Genomic DNA, 24,876 nt, shown 5'->3' with positions numbered 1-24,876 from the left:
ACTCGAAATACAAAACACCTAGGATTACCACTTAACGAGCACTAACTGCGGCGTTAAACGCTTTTTGACCTGAGAGATCTTACAAAGAAGTCGCTGCCACAATTTCCAACGGTTGCATTTTTGGTCTAGTGGAGAAAACGCTTTTACCCATTGTGCCCATGGCAACCAATTGAGAACACTGTCTATTGGAGAAGATAGGCCATGCGCATACTTTCCTGAACCAAGTTTTTGCCCCAACGTACTTGAGCTTTTATCTCCAGCTAAGACTAAACACGCATGTGCATGAGTAAAGTAGCGACTCAAAGACTGAATGAAGTTCGCCGTCTGCTGTTCATTGCAATCCAGCAGAGCATGTTCACACACCACCATCACCGAGGCTTGTTCTGGAATATTGAGTTCATCCAACCAAGTCAGGTCATCGACAGAACCACACTCCAAACGATAGCGTTCATTTTTGTGGAACAGACGTTGGCGCCACACAAGGTTTTCCGTGACATCCAGCTCAACCCAATGGCAGCGTCCATTATCTAAACGGTAGAAGCGGGTATCGAGCCCTGCTCCAACATTGATGATCCAAGCATCTGGGTTGTGAGATAGAAATTGCTGAACTTGAGAGTCACAAAGTTGAGTCAGTGTTGCGTAGAGAAGTTGTTGTTGGTCTAGCTCGCCAGTAAGACATTCAGGTGCGAGCTGGCAACGCTTGCAGGCTTGAGCTGCGATGGGGTCATAAACGAGACCATCATCGGCTAGGCTTTCACGACTACGAAACCAAAGATGTTGAACGAGGTTGGTCGGAACTTGTAATTCTTGATGTACAGACCCTTGTTCAGAAGAAGCCTTTTGAACAGAGGAGCGCGGCTTACGAGTAAGCGGCTTCATTTGAGGTTTGGTTGGGTTTGGCATCATCATCTTCCTTGTATCTCGACAAAGAAGATGATAATGAATATCAATTACAATGACAAGTTATTGAGAATAAATATCAATAAGCTGTTTGTACTGACTACATCCAGTCGGTGTTGCGAATAATACCAACCGCAAGCCCTTCAATAGACAAGTGTTGAGATTCTAGATCGACATGGATTGGAGAAAACTCTTCATTTTCAGCATGTAACAGAACCGTTGAACCTTTACGTTCTAGGCGTTTTACCGTTACATCATCATCGACACGAGCCACTACAACCTGACCATCGCGTACATCTTGTGTTTTATGAACAGCTAATAAATCACCATCCATAATACCGATGTCTTTCATACTTTCGCCATTTACACGAAGTAAGAAGTCAGCTTGTGGTTTAAACATGCCTGGATCAACTTGGTAATGCATTTCTACATGCTCTTGAGCCAAGATAGGCTCACCAGCGGCAACCTGACCGATTAATGGTAAACCTTGCTCTTCGTTTGCTGCATCTTCAAGCAAAATACGAATACCGCGAGACGCACCCGGGATAATCTCAATCGCTTCTTTACGAGCAAGAGCTTTCAAATGTTCTTCTGCAGCATTAGCAGAACGGAAGCCTAGTTCACGCGCGATTTCTGCACGTGTCGGTGGCATACCGGAATCTTCGATCTTACCTTTGATAAGGTCAAAGACTTGTTGTTGGCGGGGCGTTAACGGCTTCATGATTCACCTGTCTTTTTATACAGTTGACTGTGAGTATATCCAGTAACTGAACAAAAGCAAAGCAATTGGTTGTTTTTAGTTCATTTTTAGCAAATTACAAAAACAGGATCTCTAGCCACACATAACCTGCGAGTGCCAAACAGATGAAAACTGCTGCCGAACCGACATCTTTAGCCATCCCAGAAAGCTCATGATGTTCACTGCCGATTCGGTCGACAACCGCTTCAATCGCGGTATTGATTAGCTCGACAACCATCACCAATACCACCGATGAGATCATTAAGATTCGTTCAACTTGGCTTACATCTAGGTAAAATGCCAACGGAATAAGCACGACCGCCATGAACACTTCCTGTCGAAATGCAGCCTCATTTTTAAACGAACTCGTAATGCCTTGCCATGAAAAGCCTGCTGCTTTGATGATGCGTTTGAATCCGGTGTTTGATTTTTTGGTCATTTTTAACCCTATACTCAATCAGTCGATGAATGATTTTCCACAAACTTAACGGCAATATGACTATTTCCATTAAAAGGTTAGACCAGTTTCTGGTATTCTTGCATCGATTAAATTTACGCCTAGGCTTATCCCTATTTCACTCATAGGATTTATCCTTTTTATCAGAGAAATAGAGATACGCTTCAGCACATTGAAATAACTATTGAGGCAGTGAACCTATATGTCTTCTGGACAATCTTTTTCACGTTCATTAATGAAGCTACCTTTATCCGTATTGGTAAAGGGCACATCAATTCCTTCAAACCCTGTTGAGGATTTGAACATTGATTTGAGCAAACCGATTGTATACGCCTTACCGTTTCGCTCAAGTGTCGACATTCTTACATTGCAAAAACATGCACTTGAATTAGGCCTACCTGATCCGTTGAGCAAGCTTGAAATCAACGGCAAATCACTGCAACGCTACGTTTTCATCTCTTCTCGCAAAACTCTGCTGCAAGACGATAATTATGTACCAAGCTCTTCAATTGAAGTGTTCTCTGAATTGCTTTCACTGCACGCCGACGACTCTGAACTCGATGTTCAAGTTATCCCTGCTACCGTTTTGTGGGGGCGCAAACCTGGTAAAGAGAATAACCAGAAGCCTTACCTACAGGCAATGAACGGCTTAGAGAAATCAAAAGCGGTATTGCTAGCCGGTCGTGACTGCTTGGTTCGCTTTAGTCCTGTGGTTTCTCTGCGTTACATGGCCAACTCACACGGCACCGACAGCACCATCGCGCACAAACTGGCGCGCGTGGCACGTATTCACTTCTCTCGCCAAAAGCTTGCAGCATCAGGCCCTAACCTGCCAAGCCGCCAAGCTCTGTTTGATCGCCTGTTAAAATCAGAAGCGATCAAAAAAGCGATTGAAGACGAAGCACAAGCAAAGAACATCTCGATCGAGAAAGCGAGCAAAGAAGCTCAAGACATTATGGACGAGATTGCTGCGAACTTCTCTTACTCGCTGATCAAGCGTGGTGAGAAGATTCTTGGTTGGCTGTGGAATAAGTTGTACCAAGGCCTGCATATCAGCAACGCTTCAACGGTTCGTAAGTTGGCTCAAGATGGTCACGAGATTGTTTACGTGCCTTGTCACCGTAGCCACATGGACTACTTACTGCTTTCTTATGTGCTTTATCATGAAGGCATGGTGCCGCCGCACATCGCTGCGGGTATCAACCTGAACTTCTTCCCTGCCGGTCCTATTTTCCGTCATGGTGGTGCGTTCTTTATTCGCCGTAGCTTCAAAGGCAACAAGCTGTACTCGACGATTTTCCGTGAATACCTAGCGGAGTTGTTCGCTAAAGGTTACTCAGTAGAGTACTTCAGTGAAGGTGGGCGTTCTCGTACAGGTCGTTTATTGCAAGCGAAGACCGGCATGTTGGCGATGACTATTCAAGCGATGCTGCGCGGCATGAATCGCCCGGTGACTTTGGTTCCTGTGTACATCGGCTACGAGCACGTGATGGAAGTGGCGACTTACGCAAAAGAACTTCGTGGTAAGCGTAAAGAGAAAGAAAACGCGAGCTTAGTGATTCGTACCATTCGTAAGCTGCGTAACTTTGGTAAAGGCTACGTGAACTTCGGTGAGCCAATTCAACTGAACCAATACCTGAATGAACACTCACCTGAGTGGACCAAAGACATCGACCCAATGGGCACTAGCAAACCACAATGGATGAACCCGGTGGTTAATGACTTGGCGACCAAAATGATGACGCACATTAACGATGCGGCAGCGACCAATGCCCTGACCCTTTGTGCAACGGCACTATTGGCTTCAAGACAGCGCGCATTGTCTCGTGACTCTTTGGTTTCTCAGATTAATTGCTACCTGTCTCTGCTTAAGAATGTTCCATATTCGGCAACGTTCACTGTGCCAAAAGACAGCGCTGAAGATTTAGTAAAACATGCTGAATCACTGAACAAGTTCTTGATTGAATCAGACTCAATGGGCGACATCATTTCGCTAGACCGTCACCAGTCAATTCTGATGACCTACTACCGAAACAACATCATTCACTTGTTTGCTCTGCCATCGTTAATTGCACAGATGACTATTCGTCAACGCGGTTTATCAATTGACGCGATCCAAGAGAACGTTGCTGCTATCTACCCGTTCTTGAAGAAAGAGCTGTTCCTAAGCTACGACGAAGACAAGCTTGAAGGCGTGGTTTCTAACATCATTGAAGAGCTGGTTAACCAAGGTATGCTTGTGGTTTCTGATAATGAAGTCACCATCAACCAATCAAACAGCCAAGCACTGATGCTGTTAGGTCGTACGATTTCAGAAACGCTACAACGCTACTCTATTGCTTTGAACCTGTTAGCAGAGAACCCTGATCTGGATAAATCCGATCTTGAACAGAAGAGCCAAGACATTGCACAGCGACTTGGTCGTCTGCAAGGCATCAATGCACCAGAGTTCTTCGATAAAGGCGTGTTTGCGTCGATGTTCGCAACTCTGAAACAACAGCAATATCTGGATAACGATGGTAACTGTGATTTAGACAAGACTCAGCAATTCGCTAAGCTTCTCTACTCAATGCTTTACCCTGAAGTACGTTTGACGATTCAAGAGAGTATCCACCAAGCGGAGTAATCATCAGCTTGGTGTCTCTTGAATAGCGAGGCCAAACGCGATCAAAAAAGGCACCCAATGGGTGCCTTTTTCTTTAGCATTCGTTAACTCGAAAAGCGGATGCTTACCAGAAGGTAATGAACAAGCCCGCTGTCACTGCCATTCCAACATAGTTGTTGTTTAGAAAGGCTTGGAAACAAAGGTCTCGATCACGGTGGCGCATCAGGTGTTGTTGATACACAAATAAGCTTCCCGCTACCAACAGTGCCCAATAGAAGGTATCTCCTAGTTGGTAATGCATGCCTAACGCAATCAGCATCGCTAGGGTGACGAGTTGCAAAGAGCCAACAATCAGTTTATCGAAGCGACCAAATAAAATAGCCGTCGATTTAATACCAATCTTCAAGTCATCATCTCGGTCAACCATCGCATATTGCGTGTCGTAAGCAATCGTCCACAACGCGTTAATCACGAAGACAAACCACACAATGCTTGGCAGTTCATTGGTTTGTGCCGCCCAAGCCATTGGTATCGCCCAACTAAACGCTAAGCCAAGAAACAACTGTGGAAGATGCGTAAAACGCTTCATGAAAGGGTAAATGAACGCCAGACCCACACCAATAAATGAGAGCTTAATGGTCAGTGGATTCATGGTGAGTACCAGCAAGAATGAAACTACGGCTAGCACTAAAAAGAGCAGAATCGCTTCCTTACTGGAAACCAAACCTGAGGGTAATGGACGCTGCTTGGTACGTTTAACATGACCATCTACTTTACGGTCCGCAAAGTCATTGATCACACAGCCAGCTGAACGCATCAACACCACGCCGAGTACAAAAACAACCAAGACATCAAAATCAGGCATACCTTGTGCGGCGATAATCAGTGACCACAAGGTCGGCCAAAGGAGTAATAGGGTACCAATCGGGCGATTCATTCGCGTTAATTGCCAATACGCCTTCGCTTTGGTGGCAAGCATTTACACACTCTCCTTAGAGTAAATGGGTGATGTTGGTAAAAACAGTTCTGCCACAAGCATCGGTTTATGGTTCATCCATAATCGAGAACGACGCGCGAGTAATCGCTCATCGCCTGCGATAACCCAACCGACTTGCAGCGCATCTCGCTCCACGTTCTCAGCACTGAAAACGGTCAATCCAAGCGGGACATTACCTTGTTGAGAAAGGTCTGAGTGCTGATGATCTTCTAATGTGACTCGGGGAATCAAGGTTCGACCTAACACCCACGGTTCGTCATCACCCTTTAAAATCACTTTACGCAGTAAGCAATCAAACGATGATAAAAGATGTTCCTCGTCTTGTTGCAGCATTGAGCGTTCTACAACTTGATTATGAAGCAACTCAACAGACAGGTGCTGACAGCACTTCCCCAACTTGCGGGAAAGAGAACCTTGCTCCATCAGCCACTCTTTGGTGGTTTCATTAGGAAAATCAAATGTTTCTGTACTTTGCCAATCTACATTCATTAACGAATTAAGATACAGCGATATTGGCTGATTCATACTAGTATTCAATAGGTGACTTTACACGTACAATAAAGCTTCAACTTTCGAACAAAATTAAAGCGTTCTTCGAATTGTAAACGTATTTAGATTTAGACCGCTCATTGTAACAAGACTAATGCGTTTCGAATATCGCGAATAAACTAAAGAAAAGTCACAAATATGCACAAACGTTATGTAGCCCAAATATTTCTTGCGATTACCCTACTCTTTTCAGCATCAAGTTTCGCGGAAGAGGAGTCGGCAGCTAAACTCGCCTACTTCACGCTAGAGCCAGACCTGACCACCAATTTTTACACTAAAGGTAAAAAACTGGGCTACATTCAGGTTCGCCTCGACATCATGGTGGCAAATAGTAGCGACTTGGCCGCTATTGAGCATCACCAACCACTGATTCGCGATGCGGTGATTGAATTGCTTGGCAAACAAAACGAAGAAACCATTAAATCTCTATCTGGCCGTGAAGACTTAAGAAAATCCTTAGTTGAACACCTCAACAAGATTTTGCTTCCAGAGACAGGTAAAACCCTGATTGCTGACTTACTGTTTACCAAATACCTTTATCAGTAATGATGTAAAACGAATCCCAATAAAAAAGCGGCTCATCTGGCCGCTTTTTTTGTCTCTATCGTTTGGCTACTCATTAGAAGATATGAATTAGCTTCTTGCCGAGCTTGGTGCTTTCATCGCATCGATAAAGCCAATAATCACACCAGCGGCTAGACCAGCTAAATGCGCCGTATTGGCGATAGCCATAAATGGCTGCATGTACCCAAGCACCAACCACACCAACATAAAGCCGACAATCTGTCTTGGGATACCTAAACCAAGTTGTGGCGCCTTCGCACCAACCACCCATAAGTAACCAACCAAGGCATACACAACACCAGACAAACCACCGAAGTTCGCCCCTTCAACCCAATACTGCCCAGCACCTGAAAGCGCAGAAGAGACAGCAAAGATCTGAAGTAGCTTGAGGCTGCCAAGTTTCTTCTCAATGTCTCCACCTAGCTGCCACCACCACAAAATATTAAATGCGATGTGCATAACAGAGAAATGTAGAACGGCATGACTCAACCAACGCCACAGCTGCCATTGCTGTCCATCCACCGCTGGGAAATGTAGGGCATTGAAAATAGCTTGGCCAAAACCGATCTGTTGCAGCGCAAAAATCACCACACACACCAACATCAGGCTTAGTGTCACTGGGCCTGCTTTGGCTTTGATCATGCCCATGAAGCTTGGCGTGTGGTAATGGAAGTTGCTCTTTCTGGTCTCTGCCATGTCCCAAGATGCAGCTTGATAGCGCTTATGATTGGGCTCAGCCAGAAAACGATTCAGCTCAGCTTCGGTTTCAACCTGAAATTGGCCATCAAGAAGCCAAAGAGCAAAACGCCCTTCTCCCTCTGGAGACATCTGAATAGGGATCTGACGAGAGGCCATATAATCAATAAATGCTTGAGCAAGACGTGGATTGTCTAACACCATCAATCTAATCATTGTTACTTCCTATTCATTCTATGAGGGATGCTTGAGGCGGTTCAGGTGATGAAAGTCATTAACCTGCGATCACTGGAAGTTCAGCACGATGCCAAGCTTCGAAACCACCATCAACACTATATACCTCTTCAAAGCCTTGGTTCACTAAATATTGTGCCGCACCTTGGCTACTGATGCCGTGGTAGCACATCACTAAGATAGGTTGTTCGAACTCAACCTCATCCATCAATGACACCATCGTATCGTTAGTCAGGTGGTAGGCTGTTTTTGGGTGGGCAACCGCAAAAGACTGCGGGTCACGTATATCGACAAGTCGAGCTTCGCCTTGTTCGATGAGGGCTTGAGCGCCTTTAACATCGATATGTTTAAACTGGTCCATGACTTTCTCTTTTTATACTGATTTACTTTGCTGCCATTGTAACCTATCCCAAGGCTAACATTCACATCCACTTAATAAGGTTATCCACCAGCGATCACTTTTACACCATTTGTGGATAAATCTGTGAATTGCGTGAATAAAGTGTCTTTTCAAAAATAGATCCACAACATGTAGTAATGATCCTGATCTAACTGTGGGTTAACTGAAACATATCCCCACTCGAAAAACCCCGTCAAAGCCTTACTACACACTGCTTTTAGATAGCTGACGAATAAACTTCTCACAGAGTTATCCACAAAATCATTTTGCAAATTTCGATCGCAAAAGTTGAGAAATCGATCCAAAACAAAAAGGCCGAGATCTCTCGATCTCGGCCTTTTCAAAATTCAGCTATTTGTTAGCTCTACTAGAAAGTAGAAGCTAATAGAAACTAGATGCTATTAGAAATCACCAACGGCTTGTTTCAATTTCTTCATCGCATTCTTTTCTAACTGGCGAACACGCTCAGCTGAGATACTGTAGGTATCCGCTAAGTCTTGCAGGGTTGCCTTGTTGTCGTCTAACCAACGTGAGCGAACAATGTGTTGGCTACGCTCGTCTAAGCTTGCTAGTGCTAGCCCTAGGCGATTATTGGTGTGTGACTCCCAGTTAGCCGCTTCAACCGTCTCAGCAACGTCTGACGCCTTGTCTTCTAGGTAGTAAACTGGAGCAGTGTAAGCAGAACCGCCATCGTCATCGTCCATAGGCGCTTCAAACGTCGCATCTTGTGCTGCTAAGCGAGATTCCATCTCACGAACTTCTGAAGGCTCAACACCCAGTTCACGAGCAACCGTCTCAACTTCACCGTTATTGAACCAACCCAAACGCTTTTTAGACTTACGAAGGTTAAAGAACAGTTTACGCTGTGCCTTAGTGGTCGCAATTTTAACGATACGCCAGTTACGTAGAACGTATTCATGGATTTCAGCTTTGATCCAGTGAACAGCAAACGAGACGAGACGAACACCAACTTCTGGATTGAAGCGCTTAACAGCCTTCATCAAGCCGATGTTACCTTCTTGGACGAGATCAGCCATTGGTAGCCCGTAGCCAGAGTAGCCTCTTGCAACGTGCACCACGAATCTTAGGTGGGAAAGGATCAAGCCTTTCGCAGCGTCGATCTCACCTTTGTAATGTAATCGCTCTGCAAGTCCACGTTCCTCTTCAGGAGTCAGCATAGGGTAGCTGTTCGCTGAGCGGATATAGCTATCTAAACTATCTTGTGTGACTAAAGCCATTTGATACGCTTGGTTTGCCATTCGGTTCCTCATCAATCTCTGATCTGGAGTAATACATCTATTAAAACCCTACAATCTTGAACCTAAAATGAACAGGTTTCAAGGAGGGGGAAGTAATTATGCATAATCAATTCGTCTATACAAGGCAAAAACTGGTTAAGAAGTGCCTATTTTTCGTCTAAATATGACTCTATTCACCTAAACTGGTTCAATTTCTTTTAGGTGACGCTGTGCAGAAAGCTTTGCAGCCACACTACCAAGCAGAGTTCCGACGATCAAAAGCAGTAAAGATTCATCCCAATTCAGGCCAATTAAACGGAAGTGGCTGTCGTATAGCTGAGCCAAGTCATCCACCGCGCTGTTCAGCAATACGGTAATCAATGCCGTCATTACCCAAGCGCTAATCGAACCTAAAACGCCAAACCACATCCCAGCATAAAGGTATGGTCGAAGAATGTAGCTGTCGGTCGCACCAATCAGCTTCATGGTTTGAATCTCTTCTTTATGTGCCAACACATTAAATCGTAGTGTATTGCCGATAATCAGAAATACCGCGCCCAACATCAATACCGTTAAGGTAATCACGATGACAGCCGCTAATGCTTTGATCGCATCTAATCGCGCTAACCAATCTTCGTCTAGGCGAACATCGGTGACTAATTCTTGTTGTTTAACTGTGCCTGCCAGTTCTTTGATTAGGGTATCGCTGTGCACGCTTGGCGTAATCACCAGCACACCTGGCAGTGAATAATCGTCGAGGATGGTTAAGGCGTCTTCAAAACCAGAATACTGGCTGAGGTCTGCAAGCCCTTGCTGCGGAGAAATGTACTCCACCAGCTCAACTTGATCCCAACTTTCGATTTCATCCTTAAGCACCATTACTCGTGGCTCAGGAATACCATCCTCTACATAAGCACTTATTTGTGACGGGCTAGTGACATCTTGCGCCACTTCCCCTACATTTTTACCTAATAGGTACAAACAAGCTGGCATCGCCAACGCCATAGAGATCACCGCAAGGGTCAGTAAGTTGCCTAACGGGCGCTGCCACATTTGCGAGAACGATGACTTGGCTTGTTTCCAGTGAACAACAAAGAAGCCGTCGCTTGAAGCGCGGTTTGCTGCTCGATTAGATTGAGGTTTTTTGATGCGCTTATTCGCGGCCATAGTCTTCAACCTCACTCAAAAACCCTTGGTTTAATTCAAGATGGCGGTACTGAGGGCGAGTGTTCACTAACCCGATATCATGCGTCGCTAGGATGATCGTCACACCTGCGCGGTTGAATTCTTCAAATAATCGCAACACACGGTTAGATAATTCAGGGTCTAGATTACCGGTAGGCTCATCGGCTAAAAGTAGAGTTGGACGGTTAACCACGGCGCGAGCAATACCCACGCGTTGTTGTTCACCACCAGAAAGTTGGCTTGGCAAACAACGGGCTTTATCTAATAAACCGGTTTTATCCAACGCAGCACTGACTCGGCGTTTTATTTCGTTTTCAGAAATAGATTCAATACGCATAGGCAGAGCGACGTTATCGAAAATCGAACGGTCCATCAGCAGGCGATGGTCTTGAAAAACAATCCCAATATTACGGCGTAAGAAAGGAATGTCTTTGGCTGGGATACGAGTGATATCGTGATCGTTGAACCAGACACGTCCATCAGTTGGACGCTCTATCGCGCAGATCAACTTCAGCAAGGTACTTTTACCAGCCCCAGAGTGCCCACCCAAAAAAGCCATCTCTCCACGTTTCAGGTGAAAGTCCACTTTTTGGAGCGCTTGTCTTCCACCTCGGTAGGCTTTACTCACTTGCTGAAATTTGATCACCGAAAATTCCTCTTACGATCACTAATATCAAATTTAAAAACGGTAGCAGATTAAGGATAAACCACTTTGCTACTCGCGTTACTCTTCGCGGCTAAATAGTGCTTCAATGAAGTCTTTAGATTCAAATGGACGCAGGTCATCAATACCTTCACCCACACCAATGTAGCGGATTGGAATCTGGAACTGGTCAGCAATTGAGAAAATTACACCACCTTTCGCCGTACCATCTAGCTTAGTCAGTGTAATACCCGTAACTGGAGCCACTTCACTGAACAACTTCGCTTGGCTGATAGCGTTCTGACCTGTACCTGCATCGAGCGTTAGCATGATTTCGTGTGGCGCAGAGTCATCAATCTTCTTCATTACACGAACGATCTTGCGTAGCTCTTCCATCAGGTTGCTCTTGTTCTGCAAACGACCGGCTGTATCAGCAATCACAACATCAACACCACGAGCCTTCGCTGCTTCAATCGCATCGTAGATAACAGACGCACTGTCCGCACCAGTGTGTTGAGCGATAACTGGCACATCGTTACGCTGACCCCAAACCTGAAGCTGTTCAACGGCTGCAGCACGGAAGGTATCACCCGCAGCTAGCATCACTTTCTTGCCTTCATTTTGGAATTGTTTCGCCAGCTTACCGATCGTAGTTGTCTTACCTACACCGTTCACACCCACCATTAAGATAACGTAAGGTGTTTTAGTGGTATCAACAACCAGTGGCTGTTCCACTTGGCTTAAGATGTCTGCCATCTCTTCTTTGAGCAGACCATAAAGCGCTTCACCGTCTTTTAGGTCATTGCGAGATGCTTTTTCTGTCAGGTTTTCAATGATCTTAACCGTGGTATTCATACCCACGTCAGCGATCAGAAGTTGCTCTTCTAGCTCTTCAAACAGGTCTTCATCGATTTGCTTGCCTTTGAACAGACCAAAGAAACCCGCACCGATGTTTGCTTTAGTGCGGCTTAGGCTGCGCTTAAGGCGAGCAAAGAAGCTTTCTGTTGGCTTCTCTTGAACTTCTTCAACCTTAGCTTGAGGAGCCGCCACTTCTTCCTGTTCTGCTTCTGCTTCTGCTTCTGCTTCTGCTTCTGCTTCTGCTTCTGCTTCTGCTGCGACAGGTTGCTGCTCTTGTTGAGCTTCTTCAAGCGCTTGCTCAGGTTCAGTTGGCTTAGATTGTTCAGCTTCAAGCGTGACCTGTTCAGCCTCAACTTGTGATTCAACTTCAGTTTGATCTTCAACGCTTTCTACGTTCGCTTCATTCTGAGTTTTTGGGCTTTGTTCTTCTTCACCAAAACCAAGCCACGATAATAATCCGCGCTTCTTTTTTTCCGTCATCAGAGGAGTTTCCTAGATCTACTAATTAGCTGTATTGACTTAATACACGTCGACTCTTTGCTATTGTTATACAATACAAGCTTGTACAAACGAATAGTAAAGAAAAATGACAAAGCAGTGATAAGTTTGCTTTTAGCTTGATACACTTTGTCATTGCAAATTTATTTAATACACGAACCCACTTAAATTGGGCTCGGTATAGTATCACTTTATTAGCGGTCAAAAAATCTATGGTAAGACGTCGCCAGCAAAACACATCACAAAAAAAGCCATCTGGAGGCTTTGTTCGAATTATTAGTGGCTCATGGAGAGGTAGAAAGCTGCCTGTTCATGATTTAGAAGGATTACGCCCAACCATTGACCGAGTAAAAGAAACACTCTTTAACTGGGTAGCTCAAGATATCCCACATTCAACTTGCTTGGATGTATTTGCCGGCTCTGGCGGTCTAGGTTTTGAAGCAGCTTCTCGCCAAGCAAAAATGGTGACACTGCTCGAAATGAATCAAAAGGCAGCCAAACAGCTTTCTGATAACGCGAAAGAGCTCAAGGCAGACAACATCAATGTCGTGAATACAGATGCTATCTCTTTCCTTAAGAAACCAGGCACTCCTTACGATATGGTTTTCCTTGATCCACCATTTCGTCAAGGCTTACTGGCAGAAACAGTACAACTGCTTGAGAGTAATGGTTGGCTTGCAGACAATGCCATCATTTACGTCGAGACAGAGAAAGAACTGAAACTCGAAGCTATGCCAGAGAACTGGGAATTGCATCGCGACAAGACCACCGGACAGTCAAGCTACCGACTGTTCAATCGAATCACTGAAGAATAGGAGTTATTGAATGAAGTTCTTGCTTCCACTAGCAAAAGCAGCCATCGCCTTTGTTTGGTTTATCTTAATCGTAAATATTTTCTACCCGTTTCCGGGTAATGCTGCGATTGCGCTTTATATCATGACCGCATTCTTGTTCTTCATGCACGGCCTGCAGATGCTGATTTTCATCGGTGCATTCGGCGATAAGATCGAGATGTCACGTTGGGAGAAGTGGTCAATATTGATTTTCGGTGTCTTCGCCTTACTCGATATCCGACGCAAACACATGATGTAATCGAGCTTAAGTCCAGATATAAAACGCTTAGCTACAGAAAACATCATGACAGAAACAGTAGAGACAAAAACGCCGCTCATTTAAGCGGCGTTTTTTTATTCAGCAATGATATTGATGTTAGCCCATGTAGCCTTTCACACCATCGAGGAACATTTGCGTCGACAGCATAACCAACAACAAGCCCATCAAGCGTTCGATGGCTTTAAGACCTCTCTCTCCCAGCACTCGCAGGAAGAAGCCATTAAACATCAGAATAAAGAAGGTAGCACCCCAAGCCAGCATCACTGCGCCTGAAAGCTCTAACATATTGTCAGGGTGCTGTGTCGACAACAGAATCAATGCCGCAATCACTGAAGGGCCAGCAATCATTGGGATCGCCATCGGCACAATAAACGGTTCTTCACCCGCCGCGAGGCCAGTAATACTACCCGCACTTGGGAAAATCATCTTAATCGCGATGATGAATAGAATAATACCGCCAGAGATACTCAAGGTTTCAGGCTGCACGTGCAGGAAGTTCATGATGCTTTGACCAGCAAACAAGAACAACAGCAGGATAACCAGCGCAAACATCAGTTCACGAACAAGAACAATACGGCGACGCTTCGGATCAATATGCTTAAGGATAGAGAGCACGATTGGTAGATTGCCAAGCGGGTCCATAATAAGAAACAGCATGGTTGCTGCAGATAAAATTTCCATAAGTTTGTCTCGAAAAGCGTAAGTGCGCGGAGTATAGCAGCCTCAACATTGATTTTCGAACGCAGTGATAAGCGGGTTAACTGATGCTTTTAAAAGGGGATGTTATAAGAAGGCAAATTAGCGAAAGCAGATTGAAAGGTAATGAAAAGAGTGGAGCCGAAACATGCACCCACTCTTTATTCACGAATAAAACAAGCCACTAAGAATTAGTGATTACACACACGTTCGCGGTTAGTGCAAAACTTATCATCGACAACGACAACCTTTTCCATCTTCAAGAAAAACTTCAACAGGCTATCTAAATCCAGACCATTGAGCTTACAAGTATGGAAGCGAGCTTCTTCGCCATAGGTTTGAGCAAGCGCTAATGTTAGCTCTTCGCGAGTCAGTGGCTTTTCACTAAGCAGGTTTAAAACGTTGTGTGCGTGAATTTCAGTCGTCATAACTCAATCTCATGTTTAATGAATTACACGTAGAGTACCGAGTTTTAGCAACGCCGTTTTGATGTAGCTCAGGCTTGAGAGAGCTCTACCCTAAATAGTAATCGATGCGACGATGAATGCGTGTGCGAGAAAGTAACTGCCCGTTACCCAAAAGTAAGCGCCCTTGATTGGGCTGCGGTAACTGTTTAGCGCATAAGCTAAGGCCGAAAGGAGCAGCACGCTACAGCCAGCAAAACCGACCGCGTGTGATAACTGAGGATCCAGCAGCCAAACCTCACCAGAAGCCCATGCTAACTGAATAAGCACAATGCCCATGATGACCACGGGAAAAACGAGTTTGTCTAAGCGTGGCAGCAGTAAAAAGAAAGCAACAACGCAAGCTGCCAATAACAGCGCGAACAACCACCAAACCATTTCACCTGATAGCTGTAACCAAAAAGCTTTGCTGTAACAGAGTTGAGCCAATAAGAAGCAGACAAAATGCAGAGGGCGTTTTTGAGTGAGAGTATGAAGCACATCTGCGATCGCAGAGATAGCCAACCCCGCAACTATCCAATAGGTAAAGTCAGCCACAACCGACTGAGTTAAAGCAATTGTCGCTAATAATACAAAGGTAAATACCTTATACGATAAGGCCTGACCGATATGTCCATGTTTCGTTCCTGCTATTGCTCCGATACCAGATAAGGAAACCGCTAACCAACTCCACATACCACTTGCCCTATTGCTTTAAATCGTCGCCAGTCTAGGCACACGAGTGTTGATGTAAAGCCTCAGCCCCTCAAAATTGGATCTTGATTACGCTTCCACTAAAAAGAGTCTCTTTAGATTGAAGTCGTAACAATTACCACCATGACAATGGCCATTCGTTTAAAACTAGAACGAATCATCATAAAACCCATTCAAACTGGCATTAGAGTCGCCATACTTGAATTTTGGCCAATTCTAACCTATCGACCCCACCAAAACCGGCCTAATTCCGTAAAATACCACACTTAAAAAATTAAAATAACCACATTTAAAGTAAATAATAACAATAACTTAAATAAACAAACTCAAGATTAATAGGAAAATAAAAACGCCAACCAAGCCTAGACTTGTAAAGTAGCCAGTTTTCTTTTTTAACGCCCAGTTTTGTCAGGTTATTTCAAGCCTCCGGTAAAAATCGCCACAAAAACCAAGCCGAAAACTTAAAAAACCAACCAAAACCAACCTAGCCACCACCAACCTCTATTAATACAGTTTAACAACCTTTAACAATATAAATTACACAAAACAACCATTACAAAACAACAAGTTAAATCAAATTAGAACAAACATAAATCACAACGAACAAATTAAGAACACACCATAAAACACAGTTAAACACTGCCAAACAAGCCAAAAACTCATAGTTTTCTACTACTTTTAAAGCTTTCGAAAGTAATTCTTGATCTAAGGCCATAAGTAGTGCTATTCTTTAAAACATAGCGAGAGACAACCAAATTTAGGAGTAGTGTTATGATTTCATCTTCGCAAAGACAAGGACTTGTAATGATCGCGGTAGTTGTAGGTCTAATGACACTACCGATGATGTACTAAGCAAGTTACAGATAAAAAAAGGGACGCCATGAGCGTCCCTTTTTTTGTTCAATTTTTTCACTTCGAAAACAGATGCAGTGTTAGCACATCCCAGTTCGCATAATAGAAACCTGCGGCAGCTAAAGTCATTGCCATCATCAGTAAGATCGCAACTCGCCAGATAAAACGACCACTACGTGGAGTCAGCTCCTTCTCACAGTCGTTACACATCATGATGAACTTATGTTGGTCTTCCAACTTAGCCTCATGTTCATTGACTACCTTATTACGACACGTTGCGATATAGCGCAGCTTGCTCACCATATCGTGCGGTAGCCTTTCTTCACAGCTTGTTACAAGCTCATGCAATCCTTCGCCTTCGGCATGATATTGAAGCCTCAATAATTTCTCTATATTGCGAGTTCTTGTCACCACTTTTTCAATATCGGTCATCTTAGCCCTCCCACTCCACACTATAATTCTAGTCGAGCATTTCCCTATTCTTATACAAAATCACTGTTATTTACGAGAGAAAGAGACAATAAATAACAATGCTTTATCCCAAACTGACCATTAAATGTGATGTCTGCCGAAAAATAATCAGCTTGGCTTACAACAGTTCACGAATAACGGCTTTAAACACATATCCCTATTGCCTGAAAGACTAGAATAACCATCACGACTACATGGAGGTTATATGCCTAATTCACTCTTTTTTGCCATCTTTGCTCTCGCTGCTCTAGCGGCTTGGGTATTTATTGGTTTCTATCGAAAACACTCGCAAGGTGAAAATGCGCCAGAGAAGAAAGTGAATGTCACGGTGTTAGACAAACAATCGATCGACCTTCCTGACGCAGAACCGGGCCAAGAAGATCAAGAGTACTGGATTTACGTTCAACGTGGTGTGGTTGGTCCGAAGCGAGAATTCCAAGTCGGCATCCACTATTTCCACGCCCTTAACCCTGGCGACAAAGGAACCTTAACCTACCAAGGCGATAAGTTCTTACACTTTGCGTTGAAGCGCTAAACGTCAGCCGCTTCAACTGTCGTCCCTAAGCAATCCATCAGAAAGCCTTAGCAATCACCGCTAAGGCAATAACCAACGCGTTTTCTCTGACTTAGACACCAACCAGCTCATCCATAATGCGCCAGCTCCGCTGATCACAATCCATAATGGAATAACCCATGCCGGATGTCCTTGGTACCAACCAAACTCTTTCATCGGCCACAAGAAAATCGGGTGCAGCAGGTAAATACCTAAGCTGTGCTTACTGATAAAGCCAACCACTTGGTTACTCTTCTCAGACAGGCCTTCACCATAGTAACGGCATACCATGAACACCATGCTCGCCGCTAATACGGTATTCAACGTTTTGTAAGATAGCCAGCGCCCTACCGTGTACTCTTCTGCTACCAAGCTTGCATCAACCACCATGTAAACCGTGGTTAGTAACGCTAGCCCACCCAGTAACACACTCACGCCAACGGTCATCTTGTTAAGTGGCACAATCTTATACAGCAAGTAACCCAATGGTAAGTAACCGGTGTACAACCACAATTCGTGACTCCAAGGGCCATCGATTTTCAGTAAGAACAGCAATGTTGTGAACAACCATACCGCCGTAAAGGCATAGACCGATCTATCACCGTACTTTCTAACCATGATCTGCAAGAACGGAATCACAAAATAGAGTGGGATGAAGTAATAGAAGAAACCAAGGTGGTAATAGGTGTAATGATGGTAGCTATTAAGTAGCACATCCCAACTGACGTCGGCATCAAAGCCCATTGCCGACCAACCCGACAGATAGGTATAGAAAAGCGACCAGACAATGAAAGGGATCAGTACCTTGCCCAGACGACGCTTGAGGTAGTATTTGGCGTCAAACGGGCGCTGATCACTGAGCATCAGTGCACCAGTAATCAAGATGAACACCGGCACCGCCCAACGACTGAAACCGTTCACCGTAATGGCGGTCAGCCACTCACCGAAAGGAATAGTGCCTAATTCATTCCGATAAGGCGCCAAAACATGAATCGCGATAACTGCTATGGCCGCAACACATCGTGCTAAATCAAAAAAGAGAATTCGCTGCTTCATGTAAATGCCTGATTAATATTCAATCATTCTACTATAGCAATAAAAAAGCTGACTGGAATAAATACCAAGTCAGCTTAGTGTTAAAGGAGAGGCTTATCGCGAATTTAGCTCATACGAATTTAGCTCGTGCTGCTGAAGCTTATGCTGCTGAGATTTGCGGCACTTTAGGTAAACGCAGAGAGATCACCGTCGTTATCGCTAAGAACGCAAAAGATACCCACAGACACGCAGACAAACCGGCCATTTGGAATACCAAGCCCGACAATATCGTGCCAATCAAACGGCCCATCGCGTTTGCCATGTAGTAGAAACCGACATCAAGAGAAACGCCATCACCTTTCGCATAACTCACAATAAGGTATGAGTGCAGCGATGAATTCACCGCAAAGATGGCACCAAACACCATCAAGCCACCGATAATAACGAACTCGGGTTGCCAGCCAATTTGCACCGCATAGGCAATACCTGCAGTCACGATAGCCAACGCCCCCGCCCATAATAGCGCTGCATGTCCATCAGGCACCTTGCCTTGTGCTTTACCAGTAATCTTGGGTGCAATGCCCTGCACAAAGCCGTATGCGATGGTCCAAGCCGCTAAAAAGCCACCCACCCATGAGTGATCCCACCCAAACACGCTGCCTAGGTAAATCGGCAAAGCAATCACAAACCACACATCACGAGCGCCAAACAGGAACATACGTGCTGCGGATAGGATGTTGATGGATTCAGACTTAGAGAAGATCTGTTTAAACTTAGGTTTAGTTTTCGCTTTACCCATGTCCGCTTCTAAGCTCAACACACTGCCAACGAAGACCAATGCCAACACGGCAGCCATCGCAAGCACAGCGTATTGGAAGCCAATCGTTGAAAGTAGTAAACCACCAATAAAGAAGCCTGCCCCTTTAAGCGCATTCTTAGATCCGGTCAGAATCGCAATCCACTTATAAAGCGCGCCTTGTTGTTCATCAGGAACCAGAGTCTTAATCGAACTCTTGGCACTCATCTTATTGAGGTCTTTAGCGATACCAGACAAGGCTTGCGCCGCCATGACCCAAGGAATGGTCAGCATTGCCGTTGGCACCGCGAGCATACCCAAGGCGACAACTTGCATGCCTAACCCGATATTCATGGTCTTATTGAGGCCAAGACGTGCCCCTAACCAGCCACCGATTAGGTTCGTCACCACACCAAAGAATTCATAGAAAAGGAACAGTGAGGCGATTTCTAACGAACTGTAGCCAAGGTCGTAAAAATACAGAACCACCAACATGCGAAGTGCACCATCAGTAATGGTGAAGTTCCAGTAGTTAAAAGTCACCAACATGTATTGGCGAACGCTCTTACTTAGATTTGAAAACATAACGCTATCTCTGCAATCTAAACAAAAAGAGCTTTTGGATCATGATAAGTTCAACACTCCAGATACCAAAAGCTCCCTGTCTAACACTGATGACTATTAGCTATTCGCTACGCCATTAATGTATTCAACCTGGATAGGTTTAGTGAAGGCACCTGGACGCAGTGCCTGCACCTCTTGAACTACCTTGCTCAAATCCCAGCCTTTTTCTAACAGTAGGTGAGCTGCGAACAAACCAGTGCGACCAGAGCCGCCCATACAATGCATTGCAACCTTGCCGCCGTTATCGACGATGTTATGTAGCTCAGGGCTAGCTGCTTGCCACTTCGCAGCAAAACCAGCACCCGGTGCACAGTCGTCTTCAATTTCGATCTGGAACCATTGCATACCTAACGCACTTGTTTTTTCACCAAGTGCCGCCACGTCTTTGCTTGCAAGCTCATGGTCATCAAGTGCTGTCACGATAGCTTCAACGCCTTGCTCTTTTAGCTGAGCCAGTGATGCATCAAGCGTTGCTTCTTTTGTGCCAGGGCATGGTGTTAGAACTAATGCGCCAGTCTCTACTTCTAGTTCCCAAGTTGGATGTGTCATTATATCTTCTCCAGATTCTTATTAAGCAAGGCCAACGGTACGAACCAGCTCAGCAGTACGTGTTGCGTAACCCATCTCGTTATCGTACCAAGCGTAGATCTTAACCATGCGCTTACCGACCAACATCGTTGATAGTGCATCCACGATTGTTGAGCGTTGGTCACCTTTGTAATCGATAGAAACCAGTGGACGCTCTTCAAAGCCAAGAATGCCTTTTAGTTCATTCTGAGACGCTTCTTTCAGCATCGCGTTAACTTCTTCTGCCGTGGTGTCTTGCTTCACTTCGAAGATGATGTCTGTCAGAGAAGCGTTCGCTAGCGGTACACGAACTGCGTGGCCGTTGATGCGGTTTTCTAGCTCAGGGAAGATCTCAACAATCGCTTTGGCGCTGCCCGTCGTTGTTGGGATAAGACTCATGCCACATGCACGTGCGCGGCGTAAGTCTTTGTGCGGCGCATCAAGAATAGTTTGCGTGTTAGTTAAATCGTGAATAGTGGTGAAGGCTGCGTTCTCGATACCAAGCTTCTCGTTGATCACCTTAACCACTGGCGCGATACAGTTGGTTGTACAAGACGCTGCCGTTACGATTTTGTGTACCGCAGGGTCGAAGATATTGTCATTCACACCAACAACGATGTTTGCGATGCCTTCTTCTTTCACTGGCGCCGATACCACAACACGTTTCACGCCCTGCTCTAGGTATTTGTTTAGGAAAGAGGTCTTACGGTGAACACCTGTCGCTTCGATAACCACATCACAACCAGACCAGTCGATCGCATCGATGTCGCGCTCTTGTGTGGTCTTGATGCGCTGGCCATTAATGATCATCTCATCGCCTTCTGCAGTTACTTCGTGGTGAAAGCGACCTTGAACTGAATCAAATTCTAGAAGGTGGGCCAGTGTTGTTGTGTCGCCAGCAACATCGTTAATTTGAACAAATTCTAGCTCATCCCAATCGAATGCTGCGCGAAGTGCTAGACGGCCAATACGACCAAAACCATTAATACCTACTTTAACTGTCATTTTGTGTTCTCTCAGTTAGTGGTGAAACTTAAATTAAGACTTAAACGCAACATACTGGGCGTGAGTTCATCGACTCTAGACGCTCAATGTCTTGCTGGTATTCAGTTTTCAAACAGTTCGATGCGATAAGGTCATCAATTAACTTTAGCATCCAACCCGGTAAATCTTGTGACAGGCGGTAAAACACCCACTGCCCTTGGCGAACGTCAGTCAAAATGCCGTTTGAGCGCAGCTGCGCAAGGTGGCGAGAAACCTTTGGCTGACTTTCTTGCAATGCCTGAGTCAACTCACCAACAGAAAGGCACTCTTGGCGCACAATCAACATTAAGCAACGCACTCGCGTTTCATCAGACAGTAATTTAAAAAATTGGTGAGGAAGCATAACTACATACTCATATATGGATATGCGCATATATTAGTTGTAAAAAAACGCACGTCAAGGCGTGCGTTTTAAATGTCATAAAAGTTTAATAAAGCAACACTACAGCTTGTTGGTCACTGTGTGACTCCAGCGACGCGCTTCTGTAAGTTCAGTTTTCACCTGATCCACGCTAAGCCCTAAATCAGCGCAGTGCTCATCAATCTGCTGCCAATCCGCATGCTCAAAGCTCTCTTCAAGGGCAAGCAAAGTACCGTAAGGCCCTTCCCTACGTAATAGAGCAACCTTGATACTTTTACACAGCGGCAACTGCTCGACTAAGTTCTCTAACGACAAGTCCAACAGAGCACCCAACAAGGAGAATAAGCCAATCATAAAGGCCTGTTCTCTATACCCTTCAAATGCCTGATAGCGAGACATACGCTGACAAAACTGAGCACGCTGTAGGGACAATCCATACAGCTCTTTCGGCTTTTTATCAGAGACATAAGAGGCGACGGCTAACGACACAAACATTTTCAGTTTCTCTTGACCTAGATACACCAAAGCCTGACGAAAAGAAGAGATGGTCACTTCAAGGCGCGGCGACATAGTATTCACAAAACGCAGCAGCTTATATGAGAGCGCCACATCTTTCGCGACAATGCTCTCCACCCGTTGAAAGTCCACATCGGGCTTACACACTTCTTGAAACAGCTCCATAGCAATCACTTGCTCAGGGCTAATGTATTTACTCTTGATGATTTCCGGTTTATTGAAAAAGTAACCTTGGAAAAACTTAAAGCCAGCCTCTTTGGCTTGCTGGAATTCTTGTTCGGTCTCAACGCGCTCCGCCAAAAAGCTAAACTTTTTCCCTTGATGCGCCCTAACCAAATCACACGCTTCATCCAAACCCATCTGCATAATATCGAGCTTTACGATATGCGTGTATTTAAGGAAACGTTCCCATTCTGGGGTCGAAGTAAAATCATCTAGGGCAATCATGTAACCCGCTTGGTAAAGGTCTTTAACCGCTTCCAACAATTCATCTGTTGGTTTACAGGTTTCCAGAATCTCTACCACCACCTTATCTTTCGGCAAACTTAAGGGCAGTCGACGAATCAAACTTTGATAAGGGAAGTTGATAAAGCAGCGTGAAGATGGAATAGAAGGGTTAAGACCAACAGACAAGAAGTTCTCAACAATCAGACGATACGTTGCTCGATTAGACTCAATATGCGCTGGGTACGCATTCTTTTCTCCATCGCGAAATAACAACTCATAGCCGAGTGTATTCCTCTTGCGATTTAAGATAGGTTGTCGAGCAACGTATGTAGCGGTCATTTCTTGATAACTCTGATTGGTTTAACTATAACTCAGTCGCTTAATCTAAGCTTTCGCGGCAGCTAGCAAAGCACCGCAGCCCATGAACATACCACCAAATATTTTATTTATCTTACCCATTATGCGATCAGAGCGAATAAAACGTCCCATTTGTGACGCTAATGAGGTGTAACCCAACATAACAACGCTATCAATGAATACTGTCGTCACACCTAGCACTAATAACTGAGGTGCTTGAGGTTGTGTAGGGTCAATAAACTGAGGAAACAAAGCCACCAAAAACACGATTGATTTCGGGTTAGTTAGGTTGATAAGCACAGCGTTTCTCAGCAGTTTGCCACTCGACAGAGTAGAGCTTTCTTCAGATGCTACTAGGCTCGAGCTATCACGCCACTTTTGAATACCTAACCAAAGTAAGTACACCACGCCGACCCACTTAATGATGGTGAACGCCAACGCAGACTTAGCAACGAGTGCACCGATACCCGCGCCCACCAGCATAATGTGAAACGCAAGACCAAGCTGTAAGCCAACAATTGATGCGAGTGACTTTTTAGTGCCATAGCTAAGCCCATTACTGATTGAGTTAACGGTACCCGAGCCCGGAGCCAAGCTAAACAAAATCGCTGTGACAACATAAGCAAGCCAGACATGAGTATCCATTTGCATTTCCTTACTAGTTCTTTAATCTAACAACATTAGTAGCAATAAAGCTCTCACACGCATCAGTTCAGGTAATTTCCCATGGAAAACCACAGCGAAGCCACCTTCCCTTACACTCAAGAACCTCAGTTCGATCATGCGATTAAACACCCGATCAACGCTCTTTGGCAACAAAGAAAAGAGGGGTATTTAACATCGTCTGGTAAAAAGAAACTGTACTGGTGCAGCCTCACCTCAGAAAAGCACAGCAAAGCTATTGTGATTTCAAATGGCCGTATCGAATGCTGCCAAAAATACCAAGAAATCTTTTATGATTTTTATCAACAAGGCTATGACGTTTATTCATTTGACCACCGAGGTCAAGGCCAGTCTGAACGTATGGTAACAGACTCTGACATTGGTCACATTCATGAGTTTGATGATTATGCATCTGACATGTCTGACGTCATTGCCAGTTTTGATCTCAGTAAGTATTCCAATCGCTACCTGCTCGCACACTCAATGGGCAGCACCATAGCCACTCGCTACCTACAAACCCATCCAGACCACCCGTTTGATAAGGTGACTCTGTGCGCTCCGATGTTTGGTATCAATACCGAGTGGTACCTGAAACCTATCGCGATGATCGTTGGACAAGTGCTTACCGCTTTTTATGCCAAGCCAACTTACGCGCCGGGCCAGCAAGCATATTATTCGAAGCCTTTTGAAAACAACTTACTGAGCCACAGTAAGGTTCGCTATCAGTGGTTCCGCCGCTTATATGACGAGTCTCCATCTTTGCAGGTGGGTGGACCAAGCACGCGTTGGGTGTGGCAAGGGTTAATGGCCGCCAAGCAAGCAATTCAACAAACTCGTCAAATCAAGATCCCTCTGCTATTGATTCAAGCTGGGGATGAAAAGATTGTCAGTAACAGTGCTCAAGTAAAGTTCATCTCTAAGCTGAAGAAAACCAACTCTGATTGTCAGTTTAAGTTGATTGAGGGTTCTAGGCATGAGGTGTTGTTTGAGCAGGATGAATATCGCAATCAAACACTGGATGCGATCAATCAGTTTTTCGCCTAGAGCTAATAGGCTAAGCA

At 44.9% G+C, this 24,876-nt stretch carries 28 protein-coding genes; 6 read left to right on the top strand and 22 right to left on the bottom strand.

The window, feature by feature from the left end; translation table 11 throughout:
- Positions 1 to 24: 24 nt before the first annotated feature.
- From AB4209_RS09805 to AB4209_RS09795, 3 genes are all read right to left on the bottom strand, one after another.
- The gene (locus AB4209_RS09805; protein ID WP_372055709.1) at positions 25 to 903 is read right to left on the bottom strand and encodes a class I SAM-dependent methyltransferase; all 879 of its coding nucleotides are present in this window, start codon (positions 901 to 903) and stop codon (positions 25 to 27) included.
- 97 nt (positions 904 to 1,000) lie between these two features.
- Positions 1,001 to 1,621, bottom strand: a complete 621-nt coding sequence (gene lexA, locus AB4209_RS09800; RefSeq protein ID WP_019820514.1) for a transcriptional repressor LexA — start codon at positions 1,619 to 1,621, stop codon at positions 1,001 to 1,003.
- Between the two features lie 94 nt (positions 1,622 to 1,715).
- A complete protein-coding gene (locus AB4209_RS09795) occupies positions 1,716 to 2,078 on the bottom strand; it encodes a diacylglycerol kinase (protein ID WP_017061045.1) in 363 nt (120 codons plus the stop codon).
- 220 nt (positions 2,079 to 2,298) lie between these two features.
- Here AB4209_RS09795 and plsB point away from each other — a divergent pair, with 220 nt between their 5' ends.
- A complete protein-coding gene (gene plsB, locus AB4209_RS09790; protein WP_372055707.1) occupies positions 2,299 to 4,722 on the top strand; it encodes a glycerol-3-phosphate 1-O-acyltransferase PlsB in 2,424 nt (807 codons plus the stop codon).
- A 103-nt stretch (positions 4,723 to 4,825) separates the two neighbouring features.
- On the opposite strand, the gene ubiA is transcribed toward plsB, so the two are convergent.
- Together ubiA and AB4209_RS09780 are read right to left on the bottom strand one after the other, a co-directional pair.
- On the bottom strand, positions 4,826 to 5,680 hold the full coding sequence (gene ubiA / locus AB4209_RS09785) for a 4-hydroxybenzoate octaprenyltransferase (RefSeq protein ID WP_017061043.1): 855 nt from the start codon (positions 5,678 to 5,680) through the stop codon (positions 4,826 to 4,828).
- Complete coding sequence (locus AB4209_RS09780) at positions 5,681 to 6,223, bottom strand: chorismate lyase (protein ID WP_164091128.1); 543 nt, start codon at positions 6,221 to 6,223, stop codon at positions 5,681 to 5,683.
- A 162-nt stretch (positions 6,224 to 6,385) separates the two neighbouring features.
- Between AB4209_RS09780 and AB4209_RS09775 the strand changes: the two genes are divergently transcribed.
- Positions 6,386 to 6,793: a flagellar basal body-associated protein FliL gene (locus tag AB4209_RS09775; RefSeq protein ID WP_017063771.1), complete on the top strand. Its 408-nt coding sequence runs from the start codon at positions 6,386 to 6,388 to the stop codon at positions 6,791 to 6,793.
- 87 nt (positions 6,794 to 6,880) lie between these two features.
- On the opposite strand, the gene glpG is transcribed toward AB4209_RS09775, so the two are convergent.
- The 6 genes from glpG to ftsY form a co-directional block, all read right to left on the bottom strand.
- Positions 6,881 to 7,723 carry a rhomboid family intramembrane serine protease GlpG gene (glpG, locus tag AB4209_RS09770; RefSeq protein ID WP_017063770.1) on the bottom strand — a complete coding sequence of 281 codons (843 nt, stop codon included), beginning with the start codon at positions 7,721 to 7,723 and terminating at the stop codon, positions 6,881 to 6,883.
- 58 nt (positions 7,724 to 7,781) lie between these two features.
- Positions 7,782 to 8,102: a thiosulfate sulfurtransferase GlpE gene (gene glpE, locus AB4209_RS09765; protein ID WP_059022259.1), complete on the bottom strand. Its 321-nt coding sequence runs from the start codon at positions 8,100 to 8,102 to the stop codon at positions 7,782 to 7,784.
- Positions 8,103 to 8,542: 440 nt separating this feature from the next.
- Complete coding sequence (rpoH, locus tag AB4209_RS09760; protein ID WP_017055518.1) at positions 8,543 to 9,400, bottom strand: RNA polymerase sigma factor RpoH; 858 nt, start codon at positions 9,398 to 9,400, stop codon at positions 8,543 to 8,545.
- Positions 9,401 to 9,577: 177 nt separating this feature from the next.
- A complete protein-coding gene (ftsX, locus tag AB4209_RS09755) occupies positions 9,578 to 10,546 on the bottom strand; it encodes a permease-like cell division protein FtsX (RefSeq protein ID WP_372055705.1) in 969 nt (322 codons plus the stop codon).
- Positions 10,533 to 11,210 (bottom strand): cell division ATP-binding protein FtsE, encoded by a 678-nt coding sequence (ftsE, locus tag AB4209_RS09750; protein WP_004736585.1) that lies wholly within the window; start codon positions 11,208 to 11,210, stop codon positions 10,533 to 10,535. Before ftsE ends, ftsX begins: the two co-directional genes overlap by 14 nt.
- 78 nt (positions 11,211 to 11,288) lie before the next feature.
- On the bottom strand, positions 11,289 to 12,545 hold the full coding sequence (ftsY, locus tag AB4209_RS09745) for a signal recognition particle-docking protein FtsY (protein ID WP_372055703.1): 1,257 nt from the start codon (positions 12,543 to 12,545) through the stop codon (positions 11,289 to 11,291).
- A 230-nt stretch (positions 12,546 to 12,775) separates the two neighbouring features.
- Between ftsY and rsmD the strand changes: the two genes are divergently transcribed.
- Positions 12,776 to 13,378, top strand: a complete 603-nt coding sequence (gene rsmD, locus AB4209_RS09740) for a 16S rRNA (guanine(966)-N(2))-methyltransferase RsmD (RefSeq protein ID WP_017066764.1) — start codon at positions 12,776 to 12,778, stop codon at positions 13,376 to 13,378.
- 10 nt (positions 13,379 to 13,388) lie between these two features.
- Entirely contained in the window at positions 13,389 to 13,655 is a 267-nt protein-coding gene (locus AB4209_RS09735; protein WP_016784000.1) for a DUF1145 domain-containing protein, read from the top strand.
- A gap of 117 nt (positions 13,656 to 13,772) precedes the next feature.
- Here the strand turns inward: AB4209_RS09735 and AB4209_RS09730 are convergent, their stop codons facing one another.
- From AB4209_RS09730 to AB4209_RS09715, 4 genes are all read right to left on the bottom strand, one after another.
- Positions 13,773 to 14,357 carry a YhgN family NAAT transporter gene (locus AB4209_RS09730; protein WP_017063768.1) on the bottom strand — a complete coding sequence of 195 codons (585 nt, stop codon included), beginning with the start codon at positions 14,355 to 14,357 and terminating at the stop codon, positions 13,773 to 13,775.
- 206 nt (positions 14,358 to 14,563) lie between these two features.
- Positions 14,564 to 14,800, bottom strand: coding sequence for a YecH family metal-binding protein (locus AB4209_RS09725; protein WP_372055701.1), 237 nt, complete (start codon positions 14,798 to 14,800; stop codon positions 14,564 to 14,566).
- A gap of 90 nt (positions 14,801 to 14,890) precedes the next feature.
- On the bottom strand, positions 14,891 to 15,511 hold the full coding sequence (locus AB4209_RS09720) for a lysoplasmalogenase (protein WP_017061033.1): 621 nt from the start codon (positions 15,509 to 15,511) through the stop codon (positions 14,891 to 14,893).
- Between the two features lie 927 nt (positions 15,512 to 16,438).
- Entirely contained in the window at positions 16,439 to 16,813 is a 375-nt protein-coding gene (locus AB4209_RS09715) for a hypothetical protein (protein WP_004736595.1), read from the bottom strand.
- A gap of 244 nt (positions 16,814 to 17,057) precedes the next feature.
- Here AB4209_RS09715 and AB4209_RS09710 point away from each other — a divergent pair, with 244 nt between their 5' ends.
- A complete protein-coding gene (locus AB4209_RS09710; protein WP_017061032.1) occupies positions 17,058 to 17,387 on the top strand; it encodes a DUF2500 domain-containing protein in 330 nt (109 codons plus the stop codon).
- 60 nt (positions 17,388 to 17,447) lie between these two features.
- Here AB4209_RS09710 and AB4209_RS09705 read toward each other — a convergent pair whose 3' ends face one another.
- From AB4209_RS09705 to rhtB, 7 genes are all read right to left on the bottom strand, one after another.
- Complete coding sequence (locus AB4209_RS09705; protein WP_102488288.1) at positions 17,448 to 18,461, bottom strand: acyltransferase; 1,014 nt, start codon at positions 18,459 to 18,461, stop codon at positions 17,448 to 17,450.
- Positions 18,462 to 18,600: 139 nt separating this feature from the next.
- The gene (arsJ, locus tag AB4209_RS09700) at positions 18,601 to 19,821 is read right to left on the bottom strand and encodes an organoarsenical effux MFS transporter ArsJ (protein WP_029235159.1); all 1,221 of its coding nucleotides are present in this window, start codon (positions 19,819 to 19,821) and stop codon (positions 18,601 to 18,603) included.
- A 96-nt stretch (positions 19,822 to 19,917) separates the two neighbouring features.
- The gene (locus AB4209_RS09695) at positions 19,918 to 20,409 is read right to left on the bottom strand and encodes a cyclin-dependent kinase inhibitor 3 family protein (protein WP_372055699.1); all 492 of its coding nucleotides are present in this window, start codon (positions 20,407 to 20,409) and stop codon (positions 19,918 to 19,920) included.
- Between the two features lie 21 nt (positions 20,410 to 20,430).
- A complete protein-coding gene (locus AB4209_RS09690; RefSeq protein WP_017061027.1) occupies positions 20,431 to 21,432 on the bottom strand; it encodes an ArsJ-associated glyceraldehyde-3-phosphate dehydrogenase in 1,002 nt (333 codons plus the stop codon).
- Positions 21,433 to 21,472: 40 nt separating this feature from the next.
- A complete protein-coding gene (locus tag AB4209_RS09685) occupies positions 21,473 to 21,814 on the bottom strand; it encodes a metalloregulator ArsR/SmtB family transcription factor (protein ID WP_372055697.1) in 342 nt (113 codons plus the stop codon).
- Positions 21,815 to 21,913: 99 nt separating this feature from the next.
- On the bottom strand, positions 21,914 to 23,134 hold the full coding sequence (locus AB4209_RS09680; RefSeq protein ID WP_136974439.1) for an EAL and HDOD domain-containing protein: 1,221 nt from the start codon (positions 23,132 to 23,134) through the stop codon (positions 21,914 to 21,916).
- A 45-nt stretch (positions 23,135 to 23,179) separates the two neighbouring features.
- Positions 23,180 to 23,797 carry a homoserine/homoserine lactone efflux protein gene (gene rhtB / locus AB4209_RS09675; protein ID WP_017061024.1) on the bottom strand — a complete coding sequence of 206 codons (618 nt, stop codon included), beginning with the start codon at positions 23,795 to 23,797 and terminating at the stop codon, positions 23,180 to 23,182.
- Between the two features lie 81 nt (positions 23,798 to 23,878).
- On the opposite strand from rhtB, the gene AB4209_RS09670 reads away from it, so the two are divergent.
- Positions 23,879 to 24,859 (top strand): alpha/beta fold hydrolase, encoded by a 981-nt coding sequence (locus tag AB4209_RS09670; protein WP_229648281.1) that lies wholly within the window; start codon positions 23,879 to 23,881, stop codon positions 24,857 to 24,859.
- Positions 24,860 to 24,876 lie beyond the last annotated feature (17 nt).

Origin of the sequence: Vibrio sp. 10N.286.48.C11 (assembly GCF_041469805.1) — a bacterium.
GTDB lineage: Bacteria > Pseudomonadota > Gammaproteobacteria > Enterobacterales > Vibrionaceae > Vibrio > Vibrio crassostreae_C.
Note: the sequence above shows the minus strand (reverse complement) of the source record. Positions and strands in the feature narration are given on the sequence as shown.

What these genes read in the sequence shown, in the direction of transcription:
- AB4209_RS09805 (WP_372055709.1), bottom strand. Translation starts at nt 903, where the DNA reads ATGCCAAACCCAACCAAACCTCAAATGAAGCCGCTTACTCGTAAGCCG.
- lexA (WP_019820514.1), bottom strand. Translation starts at nt 1,621, where the DNA reads ATGAAGCCGTTAACGCCCCGCCAACAACAAGTCTTTGACCTTATCAAA.
- AB4209_RS09795 (WP_017061045.1), bottom strand. Translation starts at nt 2,078, where the DNA reads ATGACCAAAAAATCAAACACCGGATTCAAACGCATCATCAAAGCAGCA.
- plsB (WP_372055707.1), top strand. Translation starts at nt 2,299, where the DNA reads ATGTCTTCTGGACAATCTTTTTCACGTTCATTAATGAAGCTACCTTTA.
- ubiA (WP_017061043.1), bottom strand. Translation starts at nt 5,680, where the DNA reads ATGCTTGCCACCAAAGCGAAGGCGTATTGGCAATTAACGCGAATGAAT.
- AB4209_RS09780 (WP_164091128.1), bottom strand. Translation starts at nt 6,223, where the DNA reads ATGAATCAGCCAATATCGCTGTATCTTAATTCGTTAATGAATGTAGAT.
- AB4209_RS09775 (WP_017063771.1), top strand. Translation starts at nt 6,386, where the DNA reads ATGCACAAACGTTATGTAGCCCAAATATTTCTTGCGATTACCCTACTC.
- glpG (WP_017063770.1), bottom strand. Translation starts at nt 7,723, where the DNA reads ATGATTAGATTGATGGTGTTAGACAATCCACGTCTTGCTCAAGCATTT.
- glpE (WP_059022259.1), bottom strand. Translation starts at nt 8,102, where the DNA reads ATGGACCAGTTTAAACATATCGATGTTAAAGGCGCTCAAGCCCTCATC.
- rpoH (WP_017055518.1), bottom strand. Translation starts at nt 9,400, where the DNA reads ATGGCAAACCAAGCGTATCAAATGGCTTTAGTCACACAAGATAGTTTA.
- ftsX (WP_372055705.1), bottom strand. Translation starts at nt 10,546, where the DNA reads ATGGCCGCGAATAAGCGCATCAAAAAACCTCAATCTAATCGAGCAGCA.
- ftsY (WP_372055703.1), bottom strand. Translation starts at nt 12,545, where the DNA reads ATGACGGAAAAAAAGAAGCGCGGATTATTATCGTGGCTTGGTTTTGGT.
- rsmD (WP_017066764.1), top strand. Translation starts at nt 12,776, where the DNA reads ATGGTAAGACGTCGCCAGCAAAACACATCACAAAAAAAGCCATCTGGA.
- AB4209_RS09735 (WP_016784000.1), top strand. Translation starts at nt 13,389, where the DNA reads ATGAAGTTCTTGCTTCCACTAGCAAAAGCAGCCATCGCCTTTGTTTGG.
- AB4209_RS09730 (WP_017063768.1), bottom strand. Translation starts at nt 14,357, where the DNA reads ATGGAAATTTTATCTGCAGCAACCATGCTGTTTCTTATTATGGACCCG.
- AB4209_RS09725 (WP_372055701.1), bottom strand. Translation starts at nt 14,800, where the DNA reads ATGACGACTGAAATTCACGCACACAACGTTTTAAACCTGCTTAGTGAA.
- AB4209_RS09720 (WP_017061033.1), bottom strand. Translation starts at nt 15,511, where the DNA reads ATGTGGAGTTGGTTAGCGGTTTCCTTATCTGGTATCGGAGCAATAGCA.
- AB4209_RS09715 (WP_004736595.1), bottom strand. Translation starts at nt 16,813, where the DNA reads ATGACCGATATTGAAAAAGTGGTGACAAGAACTCGCAATATAGAGAAA.
- AB4209_RS09710 (WP_017061032.1), top strand. Translation starts at nt 17,058, where the DNA reads ATGCCTAATTCACTCTTTTTTGCCATCTTTGCTCTCGCTGCTCTAGCG.
- AB4209_RS09705 (WP_102488288.1), bottom strand. Translation starts at nt 18,461, where the DNA reads ATGAAGCAGCGAATTCTCTTTTTTGATTTAGCACGATGTGTTGCGGCC.
- arsJ (WP_029235159.1), bottom strand. Translation starts at nt 19,821, where the DNA reads ATGTTTTCAAATCTAAGTAAGAGCGTTCGCCAATACATGTTGGTGACT.
- AB4209_RS09695 (WP_372055699.1), bottom strand. Translation starts at nt 20,409, where the DNA reads ATGACACATCCAACTTGGGAACTAGAAGTAGAGACTGGCGCATTAGTT.
- AB4209_RS09690 (WP_017061027.1), bottom strand. Translation starts at nt 21,432, where the DNA reads ATGACAGTTAAAGTAGGTATTAATGGTTTTGGTCGTATTGGCCGTCTA.
- AB4209_RS09685 (WP_372055697.1), bottom strand. Translation starts at nt 21,814, where the DNA reads ATGCTTCCTCACCAATTTTTTAAATTACTGTCTGATGAAACGCGAGTG.
- AB4209_RS09680 (WP_136974439.1), bottom strand. Translation starts at nt 23,134, where the DNA reads ATGACCGCTACATACGTTGCTCGACAACCTATCTTAAATCGCAAGAGG.
- rhtB (WP_017061024.1), bottom strand. Translation starts at nt 23,797, where the DNA reads ATGGATACTCATGTCTGGCTTGCTTATGTTGTCACAGCGATTTTGTTT.
- AB4209_RS09670 (WP_229648281.1), top strand. Translation starts at nt 23,879, where the DNA reads ATGGAAAACCACAGCGAAGCCACCTTCCCTTACACTCAAGAACCTCAG.